The sequence below is a fragment of the Isoptericola sediminis genome (assembly GCF_013085345.1).
In the GTDB taxonomy this organism is placed as follows: Bacteria; Actinomycetota; Actinomycetes; order Actinomycetales; family Cellulomonadaceae; genus Isoptericola; species Isoptericola sediminis.
The window spans coordinates 1-18,090 of the sequence record NZ_JABFAJ010000018.1; the positions used below are offsets into that span (position 1 = coordinate 1).

The 18,090-nt window shown below is 72.2% G+C and carries 19 protein-coding genes and 1 pseudogene; 10 read left to right on the forward strand and 10 right to left on the reverse strand.

The genetic code is table 11. The annotated features are described in order from the left end of the window. The first annotated feature begins 162 nt into the window (after positions 1–162). A complete protein-coding gene (locus tag HLI28_RS09540; protein WP_171247292.1) occupies positions 163–1,794 on the forward strand; it encodes an exonuclease domain-containing protein in 1,632 nt (543 codons plus the stop codon). A gap of 51 nt (positions 1,795–1,845) precedes the next feature. Here the strand turns inward: HLI28_RS09540 and HLI28_RS09545 are convergent, their stop codons facing one another. From HLI28_RS09545 to HLI28_RS09560, 4 genes and pseudogenes are all read right to left on the reverse strand, one after another. Continuing rightward, the gene (locus HLI28_RS09545) at positions 1,846–3,003 is read right to left on the reverse strand and encodes a nucleotide disphospho-sugar-binding domain-containing protein (RefSeq protein ID WP_171247293.1); all 1,158 of its coding nucleotides are present in this window, start codon (positions 3,001–3,003) and stop codon (positions 1,846–1,848) included. 133 nt (positions 3,004–3,136) lie between these two features. Then, positions 3,137–3,313: pseudogene (locus HLI28_RS09550) on the reverse strand (type I restriction enzyme subunit R domain-containing protein); the annotation flags it as partial. A gap of 240 nt (positions 3,314–3,553) precedes the next feature. Beyond that, entirely contained in the window at positions 3,554–4,189 is a 636-nt protein-coding gene (locus tag HLI28_RS09555; protein ID WP_171247295.1) for a DUF4230 domain-containing protein, read from the reverse strand. A 289-nt stretch (positions 4,190–4,478) separates the two neighbouring features. Further along, positions 4,479–5,645 (reverse strand): Fic family protein, encoded by a 1,167-nt coding sequence (locus tag HLI28_RS09560; protein WP_343035760.1) that lies wholly within the window; start codon positions 5,643–5,645, stop codon positions 4,479–4,481. Between the two features lie 180 nt (positions 5,646–5,825). Here HLI28_RS09560 and HLI28_RS09565 point away from each other — a divergent pair, with 180 nt between their 5' ends. From HLI28_RS09565 to HLI28_RS09585, 5 genes are all read left to right on the forward strand, one after another. Continuing rightward, positions 5,826–6,386 (forward strand): hypothetical protein, encoded by a 561-nt coding sequence (locus HLI28_RS09565; protein WP_171247297.1) that lies wholly within the window; start codon positions 5,826–5,828, stop codon positions 6,384–6,386. Positions 6,387–6,414: 28 nt separating this feature from the next. Next, complete coding sequence (locus HLI28_RS09570; RefSeq protein ID WP_171247298.1) at positions 6,415–6,669, forward strand: hypothetical protein; 255 nt, start codon at positions 6,415–6,417, stop codon at positions 6,667–6,669. Between the two features lie 108 nt (positions 6,670–6,777). Next, complete coding sequence (locus tag HLI28_RS09575) at positions 6,778–7,215, forward strand: hypothetical protein (RefSeq protein WP_171247299.1); 438 nt, start codon at positions 6,778–6,780, stop codon at positions 7,213–7,215. Between the two features lie 7 nt (positions 7,216–7,222). Continuing rightward, the gene (locus tag HLI28_RS09580) at positions 7,223–8,152 is read left to right on the forward strand and encodes a CHAD domain-containing protein (RefSeq protein ID WP_171247300.1); all 930 of its coding nucleotides are present in this window, start codon (positions 7,223–7,225) and stop codon (positions 8,150–8,152) included. Between the two features lie 252 nt (positions 8,153–8,404). Continuing rightward, the gene (locus HLI28_RS09585) at positions 8,405–8,881 is read left to right on the forward strand and encodes an HNH endonuclease (protein ID WP_171247301.1); all 477 of its coding nucleotides are present in this window, start codon (positions 8,405–8,407) and stop codon (positions 8,879–8,881) included. Positions 8,882–8,935: 54 nt separating this feature from the next. Here the strand turns inward: HLI28_RS09585 and HLI28_RS09590 are convergent, their stop codons facing one another. From HLI28_RS09590 to HLI28_RS09610, 5 genes are all read right to left on the reverse strand, one after another. Then, on the reverse strand, positions 8,936–9,985 hold the full coding sequence (locus tag HLI28_RS09590; RefSeq protein WP_216077580.1) for a hypothetical protein: 1,050 nt from the start codon (positions 9,983–9,985) through the stop codon (positions 8,936–8,938). A gap of 83 nt (positions 9,986–10,068) precedes the next feature. After that, entirely contained in the window at positions 10,069–10,374 is a 306-nt protein-coding gene (locus HLI28_RS09595; RefSeq protein WP_171247302.1) for a DUF3175 domain-containing protein, read from the reverse strand. Positions 10,375–10,434: 60 nt separating this feature from the next. Continuing rightward, complete coding sequence (locus HLI28_RS09600) at positions 10,435–10,839, reverse strand: DUF779 domain-containing protein (protein ID WP_171247303.1); 405 nt, start codon at positions 10,837–10,839, stop codon at positions 10,435–10,437. Positions 10,840–10,854: 15 nt separating this feature from the next. Continuing rightward, on the reverse strand, positions 10,855–12,378 hold the full coding sequence (gene exaC / locus HLI28_RS09605) for an acetaldehyde dehydrogenase ExaC (RefSeq protein ID WP_171247304.1): 1,524 nt from the start codon (positions 12,376–12,378) through the stop codon (positions 10,855–10,857). A 137-nt stretch (positions 12,379–12,515) separates the two neighbouring features. After that, positions 12,516–13,799: a GAF domain-containing protein gene (locus HLI28_RS09610; RefSeq protein ID WP_171247305.1), complete on the reverse strand. Its 1,284-nt coding sequence runs from the start codon at positions 13,797–13,799 to the stop codon at positions 12,516–12,518. Between the two features lie 182 nt (positions 13,800–13,981). Here HLI28_RS09610 and HLI28_RS09615 point away from each other — a divergent pair, with 182 nt between their 5' ends. The 4 genes from HLI28_RS09615 to HLI28_RS09630 are packed head-to-tail and all read left to right on the forward strand — an operon-like array spanning position 13,982 to position 16,904. After that, positions 13,982–14,887: a sulfurtransferase gene (locus HLI28_RS09615; RefSeq protein ID WP_171247306.1), complete on the forward strand. Its 906-nt coding sequence runs from the start codon at positions 13,982–13,984 to the stop codon at positions 14,885–14,887. 37 nt (positions 14,888–14,924) lie between these two features. Continuing rightward, positions 14,925–15,371, forward strand: coding sequence for a SufE family protein (locus HLI28_RS09620; protein ID WP_171247307.1), 447 nt, complete (start codon positions 14,925–14,927; stop codon positions 15,369–15,371). 36 nt (positions 15,372–15,407) lie between these two features. Then, positions 15,408–16,517: a calcium/sodium antiporter gene (locus HLI28_RS09625; RefSeq protein WP_171247308.1), complete on the forward strand. Its 1,110-nt coding sequence runs from the start codon at positions 15,408–15,410 to the stop codon at positions 16,515–16,517. A gap of 12 nt (positions 16,518–16,529) precedes the next feature. Then, the gene (locus tag HLI28_RS09630; protein WP_171247309.1) at positions 16,530–16,904 is read left to right on the forward strand and encodes a universal stress protein; all 375 of its coding nucleotides are present in this window, start codon (positions 16,530–16,532) and stop codon (positions 16,902–16,904) included. 9 nt (positions 16,905–16,913) lie between these two features. On the opposite strand, the gene HLI28_RS09635 is transcribed toward HLI28_RS09630, so the two are convergent. Further along, positions 16,914–18,083, reverse strand: coding sequence for a DUF2235 domain-containing protein (locus HLI28_RS09635; protein ID WP_171247310.1), 1,170 nt, complete (start codon positions 18,081–18,083; stop codon positions 16,914–16,916). Positions 18,084–18,090: the final 7 nt, after the last annotated feature.

Below are 18,090 nucleotides of genomic sequence, written 5' to 3' on the forward strand. Positions count from 1 at the left end.
TCGTCGTGTGCACCCGCGGCGGGGACCACGTCGAGGTGTCGCGTTGTACCCGGTCCACTACTCGGCCCGGAGACATCGGCGGTTCGACGAGCCAGTGGACGAGGCGACCAATCCGGATCTTTCACCCACGCATCGGGCTGTGTGGCACCGGCCGCTCGTGCCATGCTCGCCGGAACGGTCGACGCCGACCCGGTTGCTGGAAGGTGTGGTGCGCTCGTGGGACTGTTTGGACGGATCTTCAAGACAACGAAGTCGACGCCGCACTCAGCGGCCCCGTGGGACCCTGGCGACGAGCAGTCGAGCGAGCCTGTCTTCGCGGTGATCGACATCGAAACCACCGGACTCAGCCCCCGCCAGGACCGGATCGTGGAGCTGGCCGTGGTGCGTCTCGACCACCGCGGGTCGATCGTGGACGAGTGGTCGACGCGGTTCAACCCGGAGGGACCGGTCGGCGCGACCCACATCCACGGGATCACCGAGGCCGACGTCGCACGAGCTCCCTTGTTCCGCGAACAGTCACACGCACTGGCCGGCCTGCTCCGCAGCACCACGGTCGTCGCCCACAACGCGCGTTTCGACCTCGCATTCCTGCGCGCCGAGTACGAGCGCAGCGGATGGGATCTTCCCCTGGTCCCGGCGTACTGCACGCTGCAGGGAAGCCACCACTACCTGCCATGGCTCGAGCGACGGCGTCTTGCCGACTGCTGCGCTGCCACCGGTGTCCGGCTCGATCGGGCCCATTCGGCTCTGGGTGATGCGCGGGCCACGGGGCACCTGATGAACCGCTATCTGTCGATGCCGCATGTCCCTGTGCACCCCGACCTCAGCCAGGTCCGTACCGACGCTCGCGACGTCATCTGGCCCGACGGGCCGACCCGGCGACCGCGGACGACGCCGCTCGAACGCCGCCCGAACACCGTTGGCGCCCAACTCAGGCGGACGACGCCTCGACGCCAGCGACAAGGGCCATTGGTCGGGCAGCTCACGAATCTGGGCCTCACCGAGCTGCTCGACGACGGTGCCCCGGAGGGCACGCTTCCCTATCTCGAGCTTCTGCTGGAAGTTCTCGAAGACGGTGTCATGACCGAGGAAGAAGCTGGTGCCCTGGCCGATCTGATCGAGGCATACGAGCTCGGGTCCGACGAGGTCGCGTCGGCACACCACGCCTTCGTCACGGCTCTAGCGCACCGCGCGCTCGACGACGGACATGTTTCCCGTGATGAGCGTGCTGAACTCTCCACGATCGCCGAGATCCTCGACGTCGAGCCCATGACGTTGCGGCGCATCATCAGCCACGCCGACGAGGCCCGCGCTGCGCGGCTGAGCGCCGACCTGCGTCCGCTGCCGGACGACTGGTCTCTCGGCGAACCCCTGCGGGTGGGTGACAAGGTGGTCTTTACCGGTTGCGACGAGGTCCAACGCAATGCCCTGGAGAAGCGAGCCGAGGAGCTCGGCGTCCGGGTGATGGGCAAAGTCTCTCGGACGACAGTGATGCTGGTGACGGATGGCACCTTTGCTGGCGGCAAAGCGGCGAAGGCCTCCGAGCTGGGCACTCGCACCGTCCACCCCGACCAGTTCGACGTGCTACTCACCTATCTGCAGCCGAAGAGCACGACAGGGGAATCGGACGACACCACCGGCAGCACTTCGGCCGCCTCCCCGACGCGGACGGACCACAGCCCTGCCGCCATCCGCAGATGGGCTCGCCAGCAGGGGTACGAGGTCAGCGACCGGGGCCGCGTTCCCCGCTCCCTGATCGAGGCCCACGCGCGCGCTCGAGCCGACCAGGACTGAGCACCCCAGCCGGGGCCGACCGATACCGTAGTCACCGGATGAACGCGTCCGTCACGAGATCGTGACCAGTCGGCCGATGACGGCGGCGGGCGGCGGGTGCGCCGCCATCTCCCCGGCGACGCGTTCGGCCGCCGCACGGACGTCCGCGTCGTCGAGGACCGCCGCGACGGCCTGGCCGAGCCGGTCCGGGAAGTCCTCTCCCGGGGTGACCATCCTTCCGAGGCCGCGCTCGTCCAGGCGGCGGGCGTTGAACCACTGGTCGAGCGCGAACAGCGGCACAGCCACCTGGGGCACGCCCGCGGCCAGGGCCGCCGCGGTGGTGCCGAAGCCCCCATGACCGACCACGGCCACCGCGTGCGGCAGCACCTCCTCCTGGGGCCACCACTGCTCGACGTGAGCGTTGTCCGGCCACGCACGCAGCCGGTCGGGGTCCAGAGCGCGGCCGACGGTGAGCAGGACGCGGACGTCCAGCGACGCCAGGGCGGCGAGCAGCTCGCGGTAGGTCTGCTCGGCGGACGGCATCGTGCCTGCCACGGTCCCCAGACTCGCGTACACCAGCGGAAGATCCGACGTCTCCGGAGGGAGGCCGCGTCCCTCTGGCGCGTCCGTCGTGGGCCCGGGCCGGAACCGGACGACGTCGCGCCCGCCCGACGGCGGGTCGTCGAACGACGCCGGCAGCACGGTGAAGGACGGCGCGGAACGCTGCGCGGAGATCAACCCGTCGGCGTCGAGCCCGAGGGGCCGACCCAGCTCCTCCGCCGGGTCGGTGAACCAAGGCGCCGTGCTTGCGATCAGTCCGTCGAGGCAGAGCCCGACGCTCCGGTGCGGGATTCCCTCGGCCTCCGCGGCGACGAGTGAGGCAAGCTCGAAGGGGTCGCGGACCACAAGGTCCGGCCGCCACGAGCGGACGGTGTCGAGCAGCCGCGGCAGCGCGGCACCGCCGTCGAGCCGCCCGAAGATCTCCTGGATCATCAGCTCGTTGGCGGCCTCCATCGACAGGCCGGCCATGCCGCCGAACGCACGGCCCATCGCGTCGGACGACGGTTCGTCGAACGGCGCCACGACGAGGCCCTCCCGCGCGACCTGGTCGGCGAAGCCGGCCGGGGCGGCGACGCGGACCTCGTGCCCGGCCGCTCCGGCGGCGTGGGCGAGCGGAACCTGCGGCAGGAAATGGCCGAGGTTGCCCGTCGAGGCGAACAGCAAGCGCACGACCTCACCGTAGATCGGGGCGGGTCGGCTCGCCGCCTGCCGTCGGCGGTCACGCAGCGCGGTGGGTCACCAACGCCTCCAACTGGTTCATGACCAGCACGACGGCGTCTTGCCGCTTGTCCGGCGGGTACTTGTGCTCGGCCACGGGCACGGAGGCGACGAGCAGCCCCGAGTCCTTGCCGCGGAAGGTCCGGTTCACCCGGGCGAGCGTCTGCATGAGCAGCGCACCGCGCAGCGGCCAGTCGAGGTAGAGCGTGTGCAGCGACGGCGAGTCGTAGCTGGTGAGCAGCATGTCGTTGACGATGACGAGGCCGCCCGACGACGCAGTGCGGACACTCTCGAGCGGTCCAATGGACTCCGGTCAAGAGCGGTCAACACGGGTACGGACGGCGTCGCCCGAGCGAGCGAGGCCACAAGCGGTTCTTCGGCGGCCTCGCCGATCGAGCCCGTCGTAGGCAAGCCGAGATCGACGAGGCACGGGCCGAGTAATGGCTGTGAGCGGCTCGGGGTAGTGCCGCGCAAAGCCCACTGCTCCACCGACGCCAGCGAGTCAGCCCGCCGACCCCTCGAAGACGACTTCCACCGTCTCGTAGCCCAGCCCGCCGATCAGTCCCTCGAGCGTCTTGCGCGTGTTCTCCTCGGCGCGGCTCTCCAGGTCGCTCTCCCGGGCGGCAGCGGTGAGCATCTCCTCCGCCTTTAGGAGCGTCTGCTGGCGGCTGCCGTCGTCGTCGGCGAAGAAGTCCTCGGCGCGGTTGATCAGACCTCGCGAGTCGGAGAGCGCCCTGCTCTGCTCGAGATCGATCCGCGGCTCCGCGAAAGCGGGCTCCGGCAGGGTGACCGTCACGGTGGAACCGTCCTCGGAGACGACGACCGCCTCCTCGGGCAGGTCGCGGAAGTCGACGTAGACCTCGACCGAACCATCCGCGAGGAAGATCGTGCGCTCGCCCATCAGCCAGTCCGGCACGTACTTCGTGTCCTGCTCCAGGTCCACGACCACCTGGTAGTTCCCCTGGGCCGCGACGAACCGGGCGAGGTTCTGGATGCCCAGCAGCACCGGCCGGTCGGAGCGGTCGACCTCCTCGGTGGCGAAGGGGTTCTCCAGCTCTGGCAACGAGACCAGCTCGGTCCGGATGGCACCCCACACCAGTACGACGAGCAGCACCAGCGCGCCGACGATGCCGAGCATCACGCCCAGGAAGGCCTTCAGGAAAACACCGCCCCGGGAACGGGGCGGGACATCATCCGGCTTCTCCGGGGAGGCGTGTTCCGGCCTCTCCTCAGTGGCGACGGGCGGCTGCTCGGACACCTGATCTCCTACCTCGTGGCGGATCGCGTTCACACCAGGTGCGTTCCGGGCCTCGTCGCCGTCGATCCCGACTCCGCGTTCTTGCCCTGGAGCACTTCTGGCATCGGTCGTGGGACAACCTAGGGCCAATCGGCCCAATCTGCCTCCGAAGCGGCGAAGTTGCGGCGCTTCACACCAGGCGGTGATGGGAACGGTCCGCGAACCGTTCCATCGCCTCGACCACCTCGACCGCCTGCCACACCCGGTCGCGGGCTCCCCGTCCGATCTGGTCGAGGACGCCGTCCTCGACGAGGCGGTCGATGGCCACCTGGGCGTTCGCCGTCGTGACGCCGAGGAGCTCCGCGGCGAGACGGGAGTCGATCACGGGGCGCTCGACGAGGATGTCCGCGAGGCGCCAGGCGGCGGCACCGCGACGGGCCCGGATGATTCCCACCCACCGCGCATGGGCGTCGGACACGTCGCGCATGAGCTCACGTGCGTTCTGCAACGCCGGAAAGACCGCCTCGCACACCTCGGTGACGATCGGCACGGGATCGCCGGAGCGATACGCGGTCAGGGCCGCGAAGTACCGCTCGGTCTCGGCGATCAGCCCGGCCGAGATCGGCACGACGACGTGTCGGGTCAGGCCTGCGTGGCGCAGCTGGGCGTGCATGAGGGCACGGCCGGTGCGCCCGTTGCCGTCCGGGAACGGGTGGATGTTCTCGAACTGGGCGTGCGCGACGGCCACCTGGGCGAGCGCGGGAACGTCGTCGCGCGCGATGAAGGCCGCCAAGTCCTCCATGGCACCCGGCACCAGGTCGCTCCGCGGCGCCACGTAGGCCGCCCCGTGCGGGCTCCGGGCAGAGCCGCCGATCCAGACGGCCGCGTCCCGCCACACACCGGCGGCGCCCGGCATGTGGTCCCTCATCAAGACCTGGTGCATCGTCAGGATGGCGTCGGTGTCCAGATGGTCGGCGACGTCGAGAGCGCGCGTCATGGCGCCGACGTTGGCGACGATCTCGTCGGCGTTGGCTCGGCCCCGGCGTCCCAGCTCCGCCAGGGCGATCGCCTTCGGGGACGAGGTCAGGTTCTCGATCTGAGACGAGCTCGCCGCCTCGGTCCTCAGCAGGAGCGAGGCGAACGACATCAGAGAGCCGAGCGACTCACCATCGAGACGGGCGATCTCGGAACTCGCCTCGGCGACCAGCGCGGCCGTCGGCCCGTCGAGACGGAGCTCGGCGTCTGCGATGCGCGCCGGCACGGCCGCCTCGTACGATCCCCGGCGACGGCTGCGGCCCGCGCGCGGGCCGTACTCGACGTCCGAGGGCTCCCAGTCGAGCAGCTCGATGCCGAACACGGGCCATGTCGTATCCGATGACACGCGTCCAGGTTAGCATCGGAAGATTGCGGAACCGATGCTAAGGCGTTCGCGGGGTATCGGATTCGGCTCTAACGGACTTGCTGGCGCAGAGCCTCCAGGGCAGCAGCACGACGGGACGGCTTCGTACGGGGCCGTGATACCTCAGGCGAGGTCTGCATGGCTCCCTTGCGCGAGCCCGGGCACCGGGTCACCTCCGCCATCGTCCGGCGGTACGCGCCCCAGGGGGCCACGCATGGCCCCCACCCCGAGCAGCCTCAGCACCGCGCCGCGGCCGCCACCGCTGCCACCAGCGGGCGGCGCACCGTGCTCGTCGCCGGCATCGCCTTCGTCCTGGGCGCCGCCGTCGGGAGTGCCGCCACATGGTCCGCCCTCGGCGCCGAGGACGAACCGCCGTCGGCTGCCGCACCACCGCCCGCTGCGTCGGGCTCTCAGCTGTCGGCGGCCTACGACAGCTGCGGAGCCGTTGACGGCATCCGGCTCGAGGACGGCGGCACCACGCTGGTGCTCGACGTCCAGGGCTCCGACGACTACTCCGGCGCCACGTTCGACGACCTCGCCTGCGTCCTGAGCGAGCTCGGGACACCGGCTCGCGTCACCGAGCTCATGGGTACCACCCGCGCGCTCGACGGGCATCAGAGCGACACCTGGGGCCGGTTCACGGCTACCTGGTCCTACCACCCCGATTCCGGCCTCGACCTGATCGTCGTCGAGGACTGAAGCCACCATCGACCGAAAGAGGATGACCATGTCCACCCCATACCCGCAGGCGCCTGCACCTGCCGCGTCCGCCCCCTCCAACGGTCTGGCCGTCGCGGGCTTCGTCGTCGGCCTCGTGTCCCTGCTCCTGTGCCTGGTGCCGATCCTGAACAACGTGGTGTTCTTCACCGCGATCGTCGGGCTCGAGCGCTTGCTGCAGTCGAAGGTCTCGCTCTCCGGCGCGGTGGTGGTGCCCGAGCAGGTCACCGAGGAGGAGGTGGCCCGCGCGATGGGGCTCGCCTGACCGGTCGAGCCGTTCCACGGTCACCCCCAGCCTCTCCGGAAGATCCGGCGAGCACATGCCTGTGGAGAACGGCGGCAGTGGTCCGTCCCGTGCGCGATCGTCGCCGCCATGGACACCACGCCCACCCGTATCCGCCCCGGCGACCTCGTCCTCACCGACGACGACCGCCTCGCCCTCGCCTCGACCCTCGCCGCCGCCGCGCTCCCCCGCTCCCGCACGCTCTGCCTGTCGTGGATCCGCAGCGACGACCGCGCCACCGGTGTGCTGGTCCCCGTCCGCGAGGTCCCCAAGAAGCCGGACGTCGACGACGCCCGCCGGTTCGGCATGGTGATCGCCTCCGTGACCGAGCAGTCCGCGGCGGGCGGCAGCGTCGTCGCGGTCCTGTGCCGACCCGGTGACGACACCATCACCGACGCGGACCGGGCCTGGAACGCCGCCCTGCGGGAGCAGGCCGCCACGCACGGATTCCGGCTGCACGGCCTGTTCGTCGGATCGGGCTCGGCGGTGCGTCCGCTCGCGATGGACGACGCCGGGTCACTAGCCTGACGGGATCATGGCACCTCCACACAGCGCCGATCCCGCCGGCGAGGTCTTCACCACGATCGTGGCCGAGCACGTCCGGCGCATCGAGCAGCGCCTCCCGCCCGCGCTCGCGGACGAGGACGACGCCGTCCACCGGCTGCGCACCGCGGTCCGCAGGCTGCGCACGGTGCTGGCCGTCTACCGTCCGGTGTTCGACCGCAACGAGGTCAAGCAGCTGCGCCGTCGCCTCGCCGAGCTGGGCGACGTGCTGGGCGAGGCGCGCGACCTGGAGGTGCGGCGGGCCGACGTCGAGTCGGTCGGCGCCGCGGCGAGCGTCTCGCGGGACGCCCGGGCGCGGCTGGTGGCGGAGCTCGACCGGGAGCACGCGGCTGCGCACGCCCGCTTCGTCGACTACGCCGGTGGGCTGCAGATGCGGGCGACGACGGCGGAGCTGATCCGCTGGGTCCGGGAACCGCCGCGCGGGAAGGCTGCGGACCGACGGGCCGGCAAGGTCGCCCGCCAGCGGCTGCGCAAGGCCGTCGACCGGGTCGGCCGCGCCGCGGCCGACCTCGACCTGCAGGCCCTGGCCGAGGTCACCGTCGAGGACCTGGACGACCGGGCGGCGCTCGACGACCTGCTGGCTCGCGCCCACCGGCTGCGCAAGGCCGGACGGCGCCTCTCCCAGGGGGCCCGCGCGGTGACGCGCACCCCGACGAAAGTGCTGGGCTCGTCGGCGAAGGAGCTCGGCGCGGCGGGCAAGGCGGTGCAGTCGTCGCTCGGGGACCACCGCGACGCGCTGCTGCTCGCGCTCCTCGCCCGGGACCACGCGGCCGAGGCAGCGGCCCACGGTGAGGACCCCGCGCCGTACGACCGGCTCGCCCGCGCCGCGACACGGCGGGCCGCCGACGCCCTCGCGGATCTGCCCGACGCCGTCGACCAGCTGACGTCGAAGGCTCCGTAGCCGTACCGGTCGGCAGACGTCGTCATTTTCCGCCCGAAACAGGATCTTCCGGGCGATCGTCAGGTTGATCCTGCCCGAAACTCTGGACTTCCCGGCCAGGCGCTCATATTTTTTCCGTGACAGGCACCACAGACCGGCCTGTCCGGAGGTCCTGCCCGGATCGCCGCCGCACCCGACACCGACCCCTCGAGGAGCCGCCGAGAGCGCACCGGCCCACGGGCCCGTGCGCACCGCACCGGAAGGAGCAGGACCGTGGCCGACGTGCTGGTCCTCAACGCCGGCTACGAGCCGCTGCACCGCGTGTCGGTCAAGCACGCCATCACGATGCTGGTGCGCGGCGTCGCGGTGGTCGAGGAGTCCGTCGACGGGAGGTCCTTCGGCCCCTACCCGCTCCCCCGTGTCCTGCGGCTCGTGCGATACGTGGCGATGCGATGGATCTACCGGGGCACCCGGCCGACCGTCACCAAGGACGGCGTCAAGCAGCGCGACGGCGAGTGCGCCTACTGCGGCGGGCCGGCCCAGACCGTGGACCACGTGATACCGAGGTCGCGCGGCGGGGACAGCTCCTGGCTGAATTTGGTCGCGGCCTGCGAGGCCTGCAACCACCGCAAGGCGAACCGGACGCCGCTGGAGGCCGGGATGCCGCTGCGCCTCACCCCGCACGTCCCGGCGGCGGGTCGGCACGGGGTCGTCCGCCACCGCCAGCAGCTCCGGCCCCTGGCCGCCTGACCGGCCGGGCCGGCCCCCGTCGCAGGACGGAGGGCCGGCCGGGGTCGGGACCTGTCAGATCCCCGGGTGGGGCTCCCAGCGGGGGTCGTCGTCCGCGGGACGCGGCGCGTCGGTGGCCGAACCGGCCGTCAGCGCGTCATCACCGACCATCGAGATGGTGCCCGTGACGGGCTGCGGGACGGCGGGGCCGTCGGCGTCCAGGACCCGGGAGGCGACCACGGTGCTGCCGAAGTTCGCGTGGCAGTCGGTGCAGTACCACTCGGGCGTCGGCACCGGGACCTCGAAGCCGCCGTAGACGACGTCGGGCTCGGCGCTGACGACGTCCTCGGAGAAGGTCATGCCCCACACGATGCGCTTCGTCTTGCCGCGCATGCCGCAGCCGGGGCACTGCGGGCGCAGTCGGTTGCGCTGTGCGGTCACCGAGTGCTCGTGCATCAGCTCGTGGCAGTGGGAGCACAGCAGGTGCACGTCGCGGATGACCTGCTCCAGGGTGCGCCCGCCGGCGGTCGTCGTGCCCAGTCGCACCGCACCGTCGTCGTGCGCCTGCATCTCGCGCACGTCCACGAACTGCTCGCAGGTGGCGCAGCGCTCCTCGCGCCGCAGCGCCCACCCGGTCACCGCACGGTGGCCGATGATGCGCAGCGCGTGCACGTCCGAGGCGGCCTCGCCGGCGCCGCAGTCGCCCGGGTCGATCGTGTGCACCGGACCGTCGTGGAACTGGTTGGCGACCCCGTCGAGGACGGCGCGGGCGTGCTCGGCCGGCAGCCAGCCGGAGGAGCCGATGTAGGCGTCGGCACCGTCGAAGAGGTCCGCCCACACGATCGGGCGGTCCGGGCCGAAGAGCTCGTCGGTCACCCAGGAGTCGCCGTCGGAGGCTCCCATGAGCTCGACCGCGGCGACGACCCCGGCCTCGCCGAGGACGGTCACCACGACGTCCCCGCGCTTGGGACCGTCGGGTCCCCCGGGCAGGTGGTGCTCGCGGGAACGCGTCGCGATGGCGACCGACTCGCGCAGCCAGTCCGTCGACCAGTTCAGGTACACGGACGGCACGAGCCACGCCGGGAGCGACGACACGGACGGGAGGGCCTCTGCTTCGGTGCTCACGGGGTGCAACATAGCGGGTCCGCACGGCCCGGCGACACCCCACCGGGCATCGGACCGATGCCCAGGTCAACGCCGTCGGACGGTCACTCCCGCCCGAAGGCGCGCCGGAGCTCGGTCTTGGCCTGCTCCAGCACCTCGCGGCGCTCGGGCGGCAGGTTGCGCCCGGCCCGGTTGAGGTAGAACGTCAGCATCGACATCGCCGAGGAGTAGGCCGACCCCTTGCGCCGGTCGCTGGCCTCGGCGGACCGCTTCAGCGACGCGGCGATCGCCGCGGGGTCGTCCTGGGTGAAGACGTCGTGCTCGAGGTCGAGGGCGTCGGAGTGGTCGGTGACGTCCTGCGACCACCGCTCGCCCCGGCCGTCGTGAGGGTCGTGCTCGTCCTGCGCCATGGGCACGACGCTAGGACGCCCGGGGCGACGACGCAGCCCCGGGCGCCCTGGCGCCGTGCCTCAGCGGCCCAGTGCAGTCAGCTCGGCGTCGGTCAGCATTCGCGACCGGATGAGGAACCGCACCCCCTCCGGCGCCTCGACGCTGAACCCGGCTCCGCGGCCGGGCACCACGTCGATCGTCAGGTGGGTGTGGCTCCAGTACTCGAACTGCGCCCTGCTCATCCAGACCGGGACGGTGAAGAGATCCTCCCCGTCGGACAGCGCCAGGTCGCCCAGGTGCACGTCGGCGTCCGAGGTGAGGAAGTCACCGGCCGGGTAGCACATGGGGCTCGAGCCGTCGCAGCAGCCACCGGACTGGTGGAACATCAGCTCGCCGTGCCGGCGCCGCAGCCGAGCCAGGAGCTCGGCCGCGGCGTCGGTGACGGCGACGCGCGCGGGGCCGTCGGGCCCGCCGGCGTCGGTCATCGATCCTCCTTCGGCCTAGAAGAACCCGTCCCGCACGCCGGAGTAGCTGACGAGCAGGTTCTTCGTCTGCTGGTAGTGGTCGAGCATCATCTTGTGGTTCTCGCGCCCGACGCCGGAGCCCTTGTACCCGCCGAACGCGGCCGCGGCCGGGTAGGCGTGGTAGCAGTTCGTCCACACGCGGCCGGCCTCGATGTCGCGGCCGGCCCGGTAGGCCGTCGTGCCGTTGCGGGTCCAGACGCCGGCCCCGAGCCCGTAGAGGGTGTCGTTGGCGATCTTGATGGCGTCGTCGTAGTCGGCGAAGTCGGTGACCGAGACGACGGGACCGAAGATCTCCTCCTGGAAGATCCGCATCGAGTTCTTGCCCTCGAAGATCGTCGGCTGCACGTAGAACCCGCCGGACAGGTCCCCGCCGAGGTCGGCCCGCTGCCCGCCGGTGAGCACCTTGGCGCCCTCGGCCTGGCCGATGTCGATGTAGGACAGGATCTTCTCGAGCTGGTCGTTGCTGGCCTGCGCGCCGATCATCGTCTCGGTGTCCAGCGGGTTGCCCTGGACGGCCGCCTCGGTGCGCTTGAGCGCGTCACCGAGGAACTGGTCGTAGATGTCGGACTGGATGAGCGCCCGGGACGGGCAGGTGCAGACCTCGCCCTGGTTGAAGGCGAACATCGTGAAGCCCTCGAGGGCCTTGTCGTAGAAGTCGTCCTGGGCCGAGGCGACGTCGGAGAAGAACACGTTCGGGCTCTTGCCGCCGAGCTCGAGGGTCACCGGGATGATGTTGGCCGAGGCGTACTGCATGATCAGGCGGCCCGTCGTCGTCTCGCCGGTGAAGGCGATCTTGCGGATCCGCGACGAGGACGCGAGCGGCTTGCCCGCCTCGACGCCGAACCCGTTGACGACGTTGACGACGCCCGGCGGCAGCAGGTCGCCGATGATGTCCATCAGGTACAGGATCGAGGCCGGGGTCTGCTCGGCCGGCTTGAGCACGACGGCGTTGCCCGCCGCGAGCGCCGGGGCCAGCTTCCACACGGCCATGAGGATCGGGAAGTTCCACGGGATGATCTGCCCGACGACGCCGAGCGGCTCGTGGAAGTGGTAGGCGATGGTGTCGCCGTCGATCTCGGAGATCGACCCCTCCTGGGCCCGGATCGCGCCGGCGAAGTACCGGAAGTGGTCGACGGCCAGGGGGATGTCGGCGCCGAGCGTCTCGCGCACGGCCTTGCCGTTCTCCCAGCTCTCCGCCACGGCGATCTTCTCGACGTTGGCCTCGATGCGGTCGGCGATGGCGTTGAGAATGTTCGCCCGCTCGGTCACGGACGTGCGGCCCCAGGCGGGGGCGGCGCCGTGCGCGGCGTCCAGGGCGCGCTCGACGTCCTCGGCGTTGCCGCGCGCGACCTCGCAGAAGGTCTGCCCGGTGACGGGGGTGGGGTTCTCGAAGTACTCCCCGCTCGCCGGGGGGACGTACTCGCCGCCGATCCAGTGGTCGTAGCGGCTGCGGTACTCCACGATCGACCCGGGCTGTCCCGGTGCCGTGTAGACGGTCATGGCGTCCTGCCTCCTCGCAGTGCTCACCGCACCACCCGCGTCCGGTGGACGGGATGATGACGACGCGTCGTCGCGTCGTGCCGGCGACGTTAGGCGGCGAGCGTTGCAGCGGCGTTGCAGGTGTCGGTCGGCGCCGCTCAGCGCAGGCCGGCGTCGACGACGGCGAGGTGGGCACGCGCCCGGGCCCACCGGGGGCCGCCCTGGTCGGACCGCGCCACGAGCTGCTGCCAGGCCTCCACGTCCTCGGCACCGTCGTCCGTGCGGGTCCACCCGTCCAGGACGTCCGGGTCGCCGTCGGCCAGGACCGCCGAGCGCATCTCGGCGGCCAGCTCGTCGCGCATCCGCTCGACGCCGGGGGCGAAGGACCGCGGCAGCAGCGGGGCGGTGTAGGCCCGCACCGCACCGGCCACGTCACCGGCGGCGAGCAGGTCGCGGACGGCGTCGACGTCGCTGCGCACCTGGGCGGCGAGCCGGTAGGGCCGCGACCCGGTCACCACCGACCCGGCCGAGCGGCGCAGCCGGGAGATCTCGGCGCGGACCGTCACCTCGGACAGCTCGCCGGGGTGCAGCAGCACCGCGAGCTCCTCCGCGGTGAGGCCGCGCGGGTGCGCGCCGAGGAGCGCGAGGATCTCGGCGTGCCGTCCGGAGAGCCGGCGCTCGCCGTCCGGGGACCACCAGGCGGGCGTGCCGAGCAGCCGCAGGGCGGGGTGGGTGTCACCGGCCGCGTCCCGGGCACCTGCGGCCCGTGCCGCGAGCTCCCGCTCGAGGCTGGCGACGGTGGCGCGCACCAGGGACAGCGCGACGTGCGAGCCGGCGGCCCGTCCACCGGTGACGTCGAGGACCCCGAGGACACGGCCGTCGGGATCCTGGATCGGGGCGGCCGCGCAGTTGAGCTGCTGCACCGGCCGCGAGAAGTGCTCCGCCCCCAGCACCTGCACCGGCCGCCGGGTGGCCAGCGCCGTGCCCGGGGCGTTGGTCCCGACGTTCTCCTCGCGCCAGACGGCACCGGCGACGAATCCGACCCGCTCGGCGGCACCGCGGGTGCGCAGGTCCCCCTCGACCCACAGCAGGCGTCCCGCGTCGTCGGACACGGCCACGACGAGCCCGTCGTCGCGGGCGGCGTCGACGACGAGGTCGCGCACGACGGGCATGAGGTCGTGCAGGGGGTGCGCCGCACGGTAGGCGTCGAGCTCGTCGGGCGACAGCCCGCTCGTGGTGCGCGGCGTGTCGGGGTCGACGCCGCAGGAGCGGCTGCGGCGCCAGGAGGCGGCGACGAGGGGGTCGAGCCCGGGCGGCACGGCGCCGGTGTCGAGGAACACGTCGTGGGCGCTGCGCACGGAACGCCGGTCGCGCCGGACGGGGACGGCGGGCGACAGCGCATGCGCGAGGTCGCCGTGCGGGGTGCTGGGTCGATGCCCCATGGAGCCTCCGACGTCGTCGTCCGGTGGTGATCCACAGTGTAGGGCGGCGTCGCGTCCGGGGTGTCCCGAGCGCACGGACCAGCCATCTCACATGCTGGTCCCGCATCGTGGAACCGCGGTGTCGGGGCTGGTCGCCCGCGGCCTAGGGTGGCTCCCGGACCACGCCGCACCAGGAGGAGATCATGCCCGCACCGCTCGACCCCACCCCGCGACTGCAGGAGTACGCGCACCCGGAGCGCCTCGTCACCACCGAGTGGCTGGCCGCGCACCGGGACGACCCGGGCCTCGTCGTGGTGGAGTCCGACGAGGACGTCCTGCTCTACGAGACCGGCCACATCCCCGGCGCCGTCAAGGTCGACTGGCACACCGACCTGCTGCTGCCCGTCGAGCGCGACTACCTGGACGGCCGGGGTTTCGCCGACCTGCTCGGCTCCCGGGGCATCGCCCGCGACACCACGATCGTGCTGTACGGCGACAAGAACAACTGGTGGGCCGCCTACACGGCCTGGGTGTTCACCCTGTTCGGCCACGAGGACGTCCGCCTCCTCGACGGCGGGCGCAACCTCTGGGTGGCCGAGGGCCGCGAGCTGACCACCGACGCCCCCGCCCCGACGCCGGTCGACTACCCGGTCGTCGAGCGCGACGACACCACCTTCCGCGCCTTCCGCGAGGACGTGCTCGACCACCTGGGCAAGGGCCCCCTCGTGGACATCCGCTCCCCGCAGGAGTTCACCGGCGAGCGGCTGCACATCCCGGACTACCCGGAGGAGGGCGTGCTGCGCGGCGGTCACATCCCCACCGCCCACAACGTCCCGTGGGCCACGGCGGTCGCCGAGGACGGCACCTACAAGCCGCGGGCCGAGCTGGAGGCCATCTACCAGCAGGGCGGCCTGGGCATCACGGACGACGACCGGGTCGTCACGTACTGCCGCATCGGGGAGCGGTCCAGCCACACCTGGTTCGCACTGCACTTCCTGCTCGGCATCCCCGACGTGCGCAACTACGACGGGTCCTGGACCGAGTGGGGCAACGCCGTGCGCGTGCCCATCGCGGCCGGCGCGGAGCCCGGCGAGGCGCCGGCCCGCTGAACCCCGGACCCGACGCGACGTGAGAGACGATGGACCCATGACCGACGACGCCCCCGCGCTGCCCGACCAGCTGGCCGAGATCCGGGAGGACTTCCTGGCCCTGACCGAGTCCGAGCGGCTGCAGCTCCTGCTGGAGTTCTCCCGCGAGCTGCCACCCCTGCCCGCCCGGTACGCGGACTCCCCCGCCCTGCTGGAGAAGGTGGAGGAGTGCCAGTCCCCGGTGCACGCCTTCGCCGAGGTCGACGGCGACGTCGTGCACTTCTACGCGACCGCGCCCGAGGAGGCCCCCACCACGCGGGGCTTCGCCTCGATCCTGGCCCAGGGGCTGTCCGGGCTGACCACCCGTGAGGTGCTGGACGTCCCCGAGGACTTCCCGCTGCAGCTCGGCCTCACCCGGGCGGTCTCGGCCCTGCGGCTCAACGGCATGGCCGGCATGCTCACCCGGGCCAAGCGGCAGGTGGTCGAGCAGCTCGCCGCCGCCTGACCGCCGGCGGTGGCGGCCCGCCCGTAGCCTTGTCGCGTGAGCCTCACCAGCGTCCTGCTCCTGCTCGCCGGGTTCGTGCTGCTCGTCGGGGGCGGCGAGGCCCTCGTCCGCGGCGCGGCGTCGCTGGCGCGGACCCTGGGGATGTCCGCCCTCGTGGTGGGCCTGACCGTCGTGTCCTTCGCGACCTCGAGCCCGGAGCTCGCCGTCAGCGCCGGCTCCGCGCTGTCCGGCTCCCCCGGGCTGGCGGTCGGCAACGTCGTGGGCAGCAACATCGCCAACATCCTGCTCGTCCTCGGGGCGGCGGCGATCGTCGTCCCGCTCGCGGTCACGAACCGCCTGGTGCGCACGGACATCCCCGTGATGGTCGGGATGTCCGTGCTCGCCCTCGTGCTGGCGCTCGACGGCACCATCAGCACGACCGACGGCGTCATGCTGCTGGGCCTCCTGGCCGCCTACGTGGCCCTCACCACGCTCGTCGCCCGGCGCACGGAGACGGTCACCACCGTCCCGGGGACCGACGACGACGGCGGGCCCCTGGGCCGTCTGCGCACGACCCGCGCGCGCTCGGTCGGGGTCGACGTCGCCCTCGTGGTCGTCGGGGTGGCGCTGCTCGTCGGCGGCGCCCGGTTCCTGGTCGACGGCGCCACCCGGATCGCCTCCGCGTTCGGGGTGAGCGACCTCGTGATCGGCCTGACCGTGGTCGCGGTAGGCACGTCGTTGCCGGAGCTCGCCACGAGCGTCATCGCGGTGCGGCGCGGGGAGCGTGACATGGCCGTGGGGAACATCGTCGGCAGCAACATCTTCAACATCGGCGCCGTGCTCGGCCTCACCGCCGTCATCGCCCCGGGCGGGATCGACGTCGACCCCGCCGCCGTGAACCTCGACCTGCCCGTCATGGTGGCCGTCGCCCTGGTGCTCCTGCCCATCGCGTTCACCGGGCAGGCGATCGTGCGCTGGGAGGGCGTCCTCCTGGTCGTCCTGTACGTCGCCTACCTGGCCTACGTGCTGCTCGCCGCGACCGACCACGACGCCCAGGAGCCGTTCGGCGGCGCGCTGTTCGGGTTCGTCCTGCCGGTCACCGCGGTCTGGCTCGTCGCCCTGACGGCCTACGAGCTGGGTCTGCGACGCGGCCGGCGCGAGGTGTGACACAGTGGGCCCATGACGGTGCTCGTGGCCTATCGCGCCTGCCCGCACGGCGAGGCGGCAGTCCGGACCGCGCTGGAGGAGTCGCGTCGACGCGACCTGCCGCTGCGGGTGCTCGTGCTCGACGCCCAGGATCCCGGTGACGGCCCGTCGGCCGAGCTCTCCGCGATCCTCGGGGACACCGACGCCGCGATCAGCTACCGCGACGAGGACACCGAACCCGCGGACGCCATCCTCGACACCGCCGACGAGGTCGGGGCCGACCTCGTCGTGGTGGGGTCGCGCAAGCGGTCCAGCCACGGCACGTTCCTCATGGGCACCACGACGCAGCGGGTGCTGCTGGACGCCTCGGTGCCGGTCCTCGTGGTCAAGGACGCCTACGACTCCTGACCGGGACGCTCACCGCACCGTCAGGTGACGCTCGTCCTCGTGCAGCGCCGCGAGGGGCACGACCGGCAACTTGTCCACCCCGCCGCAGTCGTCGATCCACTGCTGCAGGTTCGGGGCGTGCTCGGCGTACCGGTCGCGTGCGACGTAGCGCACGAGCGGCTCGGCGACGCACACGCCGTCGCCCCAGACCTCGCCGTCGCGCCGGGCCAGCACCCGCAGGCCGTGCCGGAACACCTCGCGGCCGTCCACGACCCCGCTGCCCGGCCGCAGGCGCTTGACCCGGTTGATCAGCCGGAACAGCACCCGAGGCCGGACGTCCACGACCAGCTCCTCCTGGTGCGCCACCTGCTGCTTCCACAGGTCCTCGTCGATCGCGACGCCGACCTCGCGCAGCTCGCCCACCATCCACTCCAGCGCGACGTCGGACAGCCCGGAACGCGGTCCCCCGCCGCCGACGTCGCCGTGCCCGCCCGGGAACCACACCTGCCGGACCCGGCCCTCGGGGCTGTCGCCCGGCACGGTCCACAGGCACGGCGAGTAGGACAACCGGCGTTCGTCCACCGAGAGCGCCTGGCGGGCCACCTGGACCCCGTCACCGAGCTTCACGTCGTGGAACCGGTAGCGGCGGCGCGTCAGCCCGGGGACGCCCAGCGTGCCGACGGTGTCGAAGACGCCGAGGAACCGCACCGGCCCCCGCGGGTCCCTCGGGTGGGAGTTCTCGGCCCGGAACCTGTCCCGCCGCTCCTGCCGTGCGGCGCGCTCGGCGTCGTCGTCGGCCGGTTCGCGGTAGAGGTCCGCGGCGTCGTGCAGCCGGCCGGCCACGAGCGCCTCGCGCGTCAGCAGGCCCACCGCCCCCACCATGCCGACGACGCTGCGCGCGGTGTACGCGCCCCGGGAGTAGCCGAGCACCACGATCTCGTCGCCGGGGTCGTAGTTCATGGCCAGGAACCGGTAGCCGTCGACGACGTTGTGAGTCAGACCCGACCCGAACGCGCCGCCGAGCACCTTGTCGAACAGGTACCCCTGCGAGCCGACACCGCCGACGTACTCGACGACCTGGACGACGCCGTCGTCGACCGCGCCCCGGCGCAGGACCCGGGCGATCTTCTCGATGTTCGACACGTACTGGTTGGCGGCATGGTTCCACGTGCCGTCGCAGCACAGGATCAGGCGCTTCATCGTCACC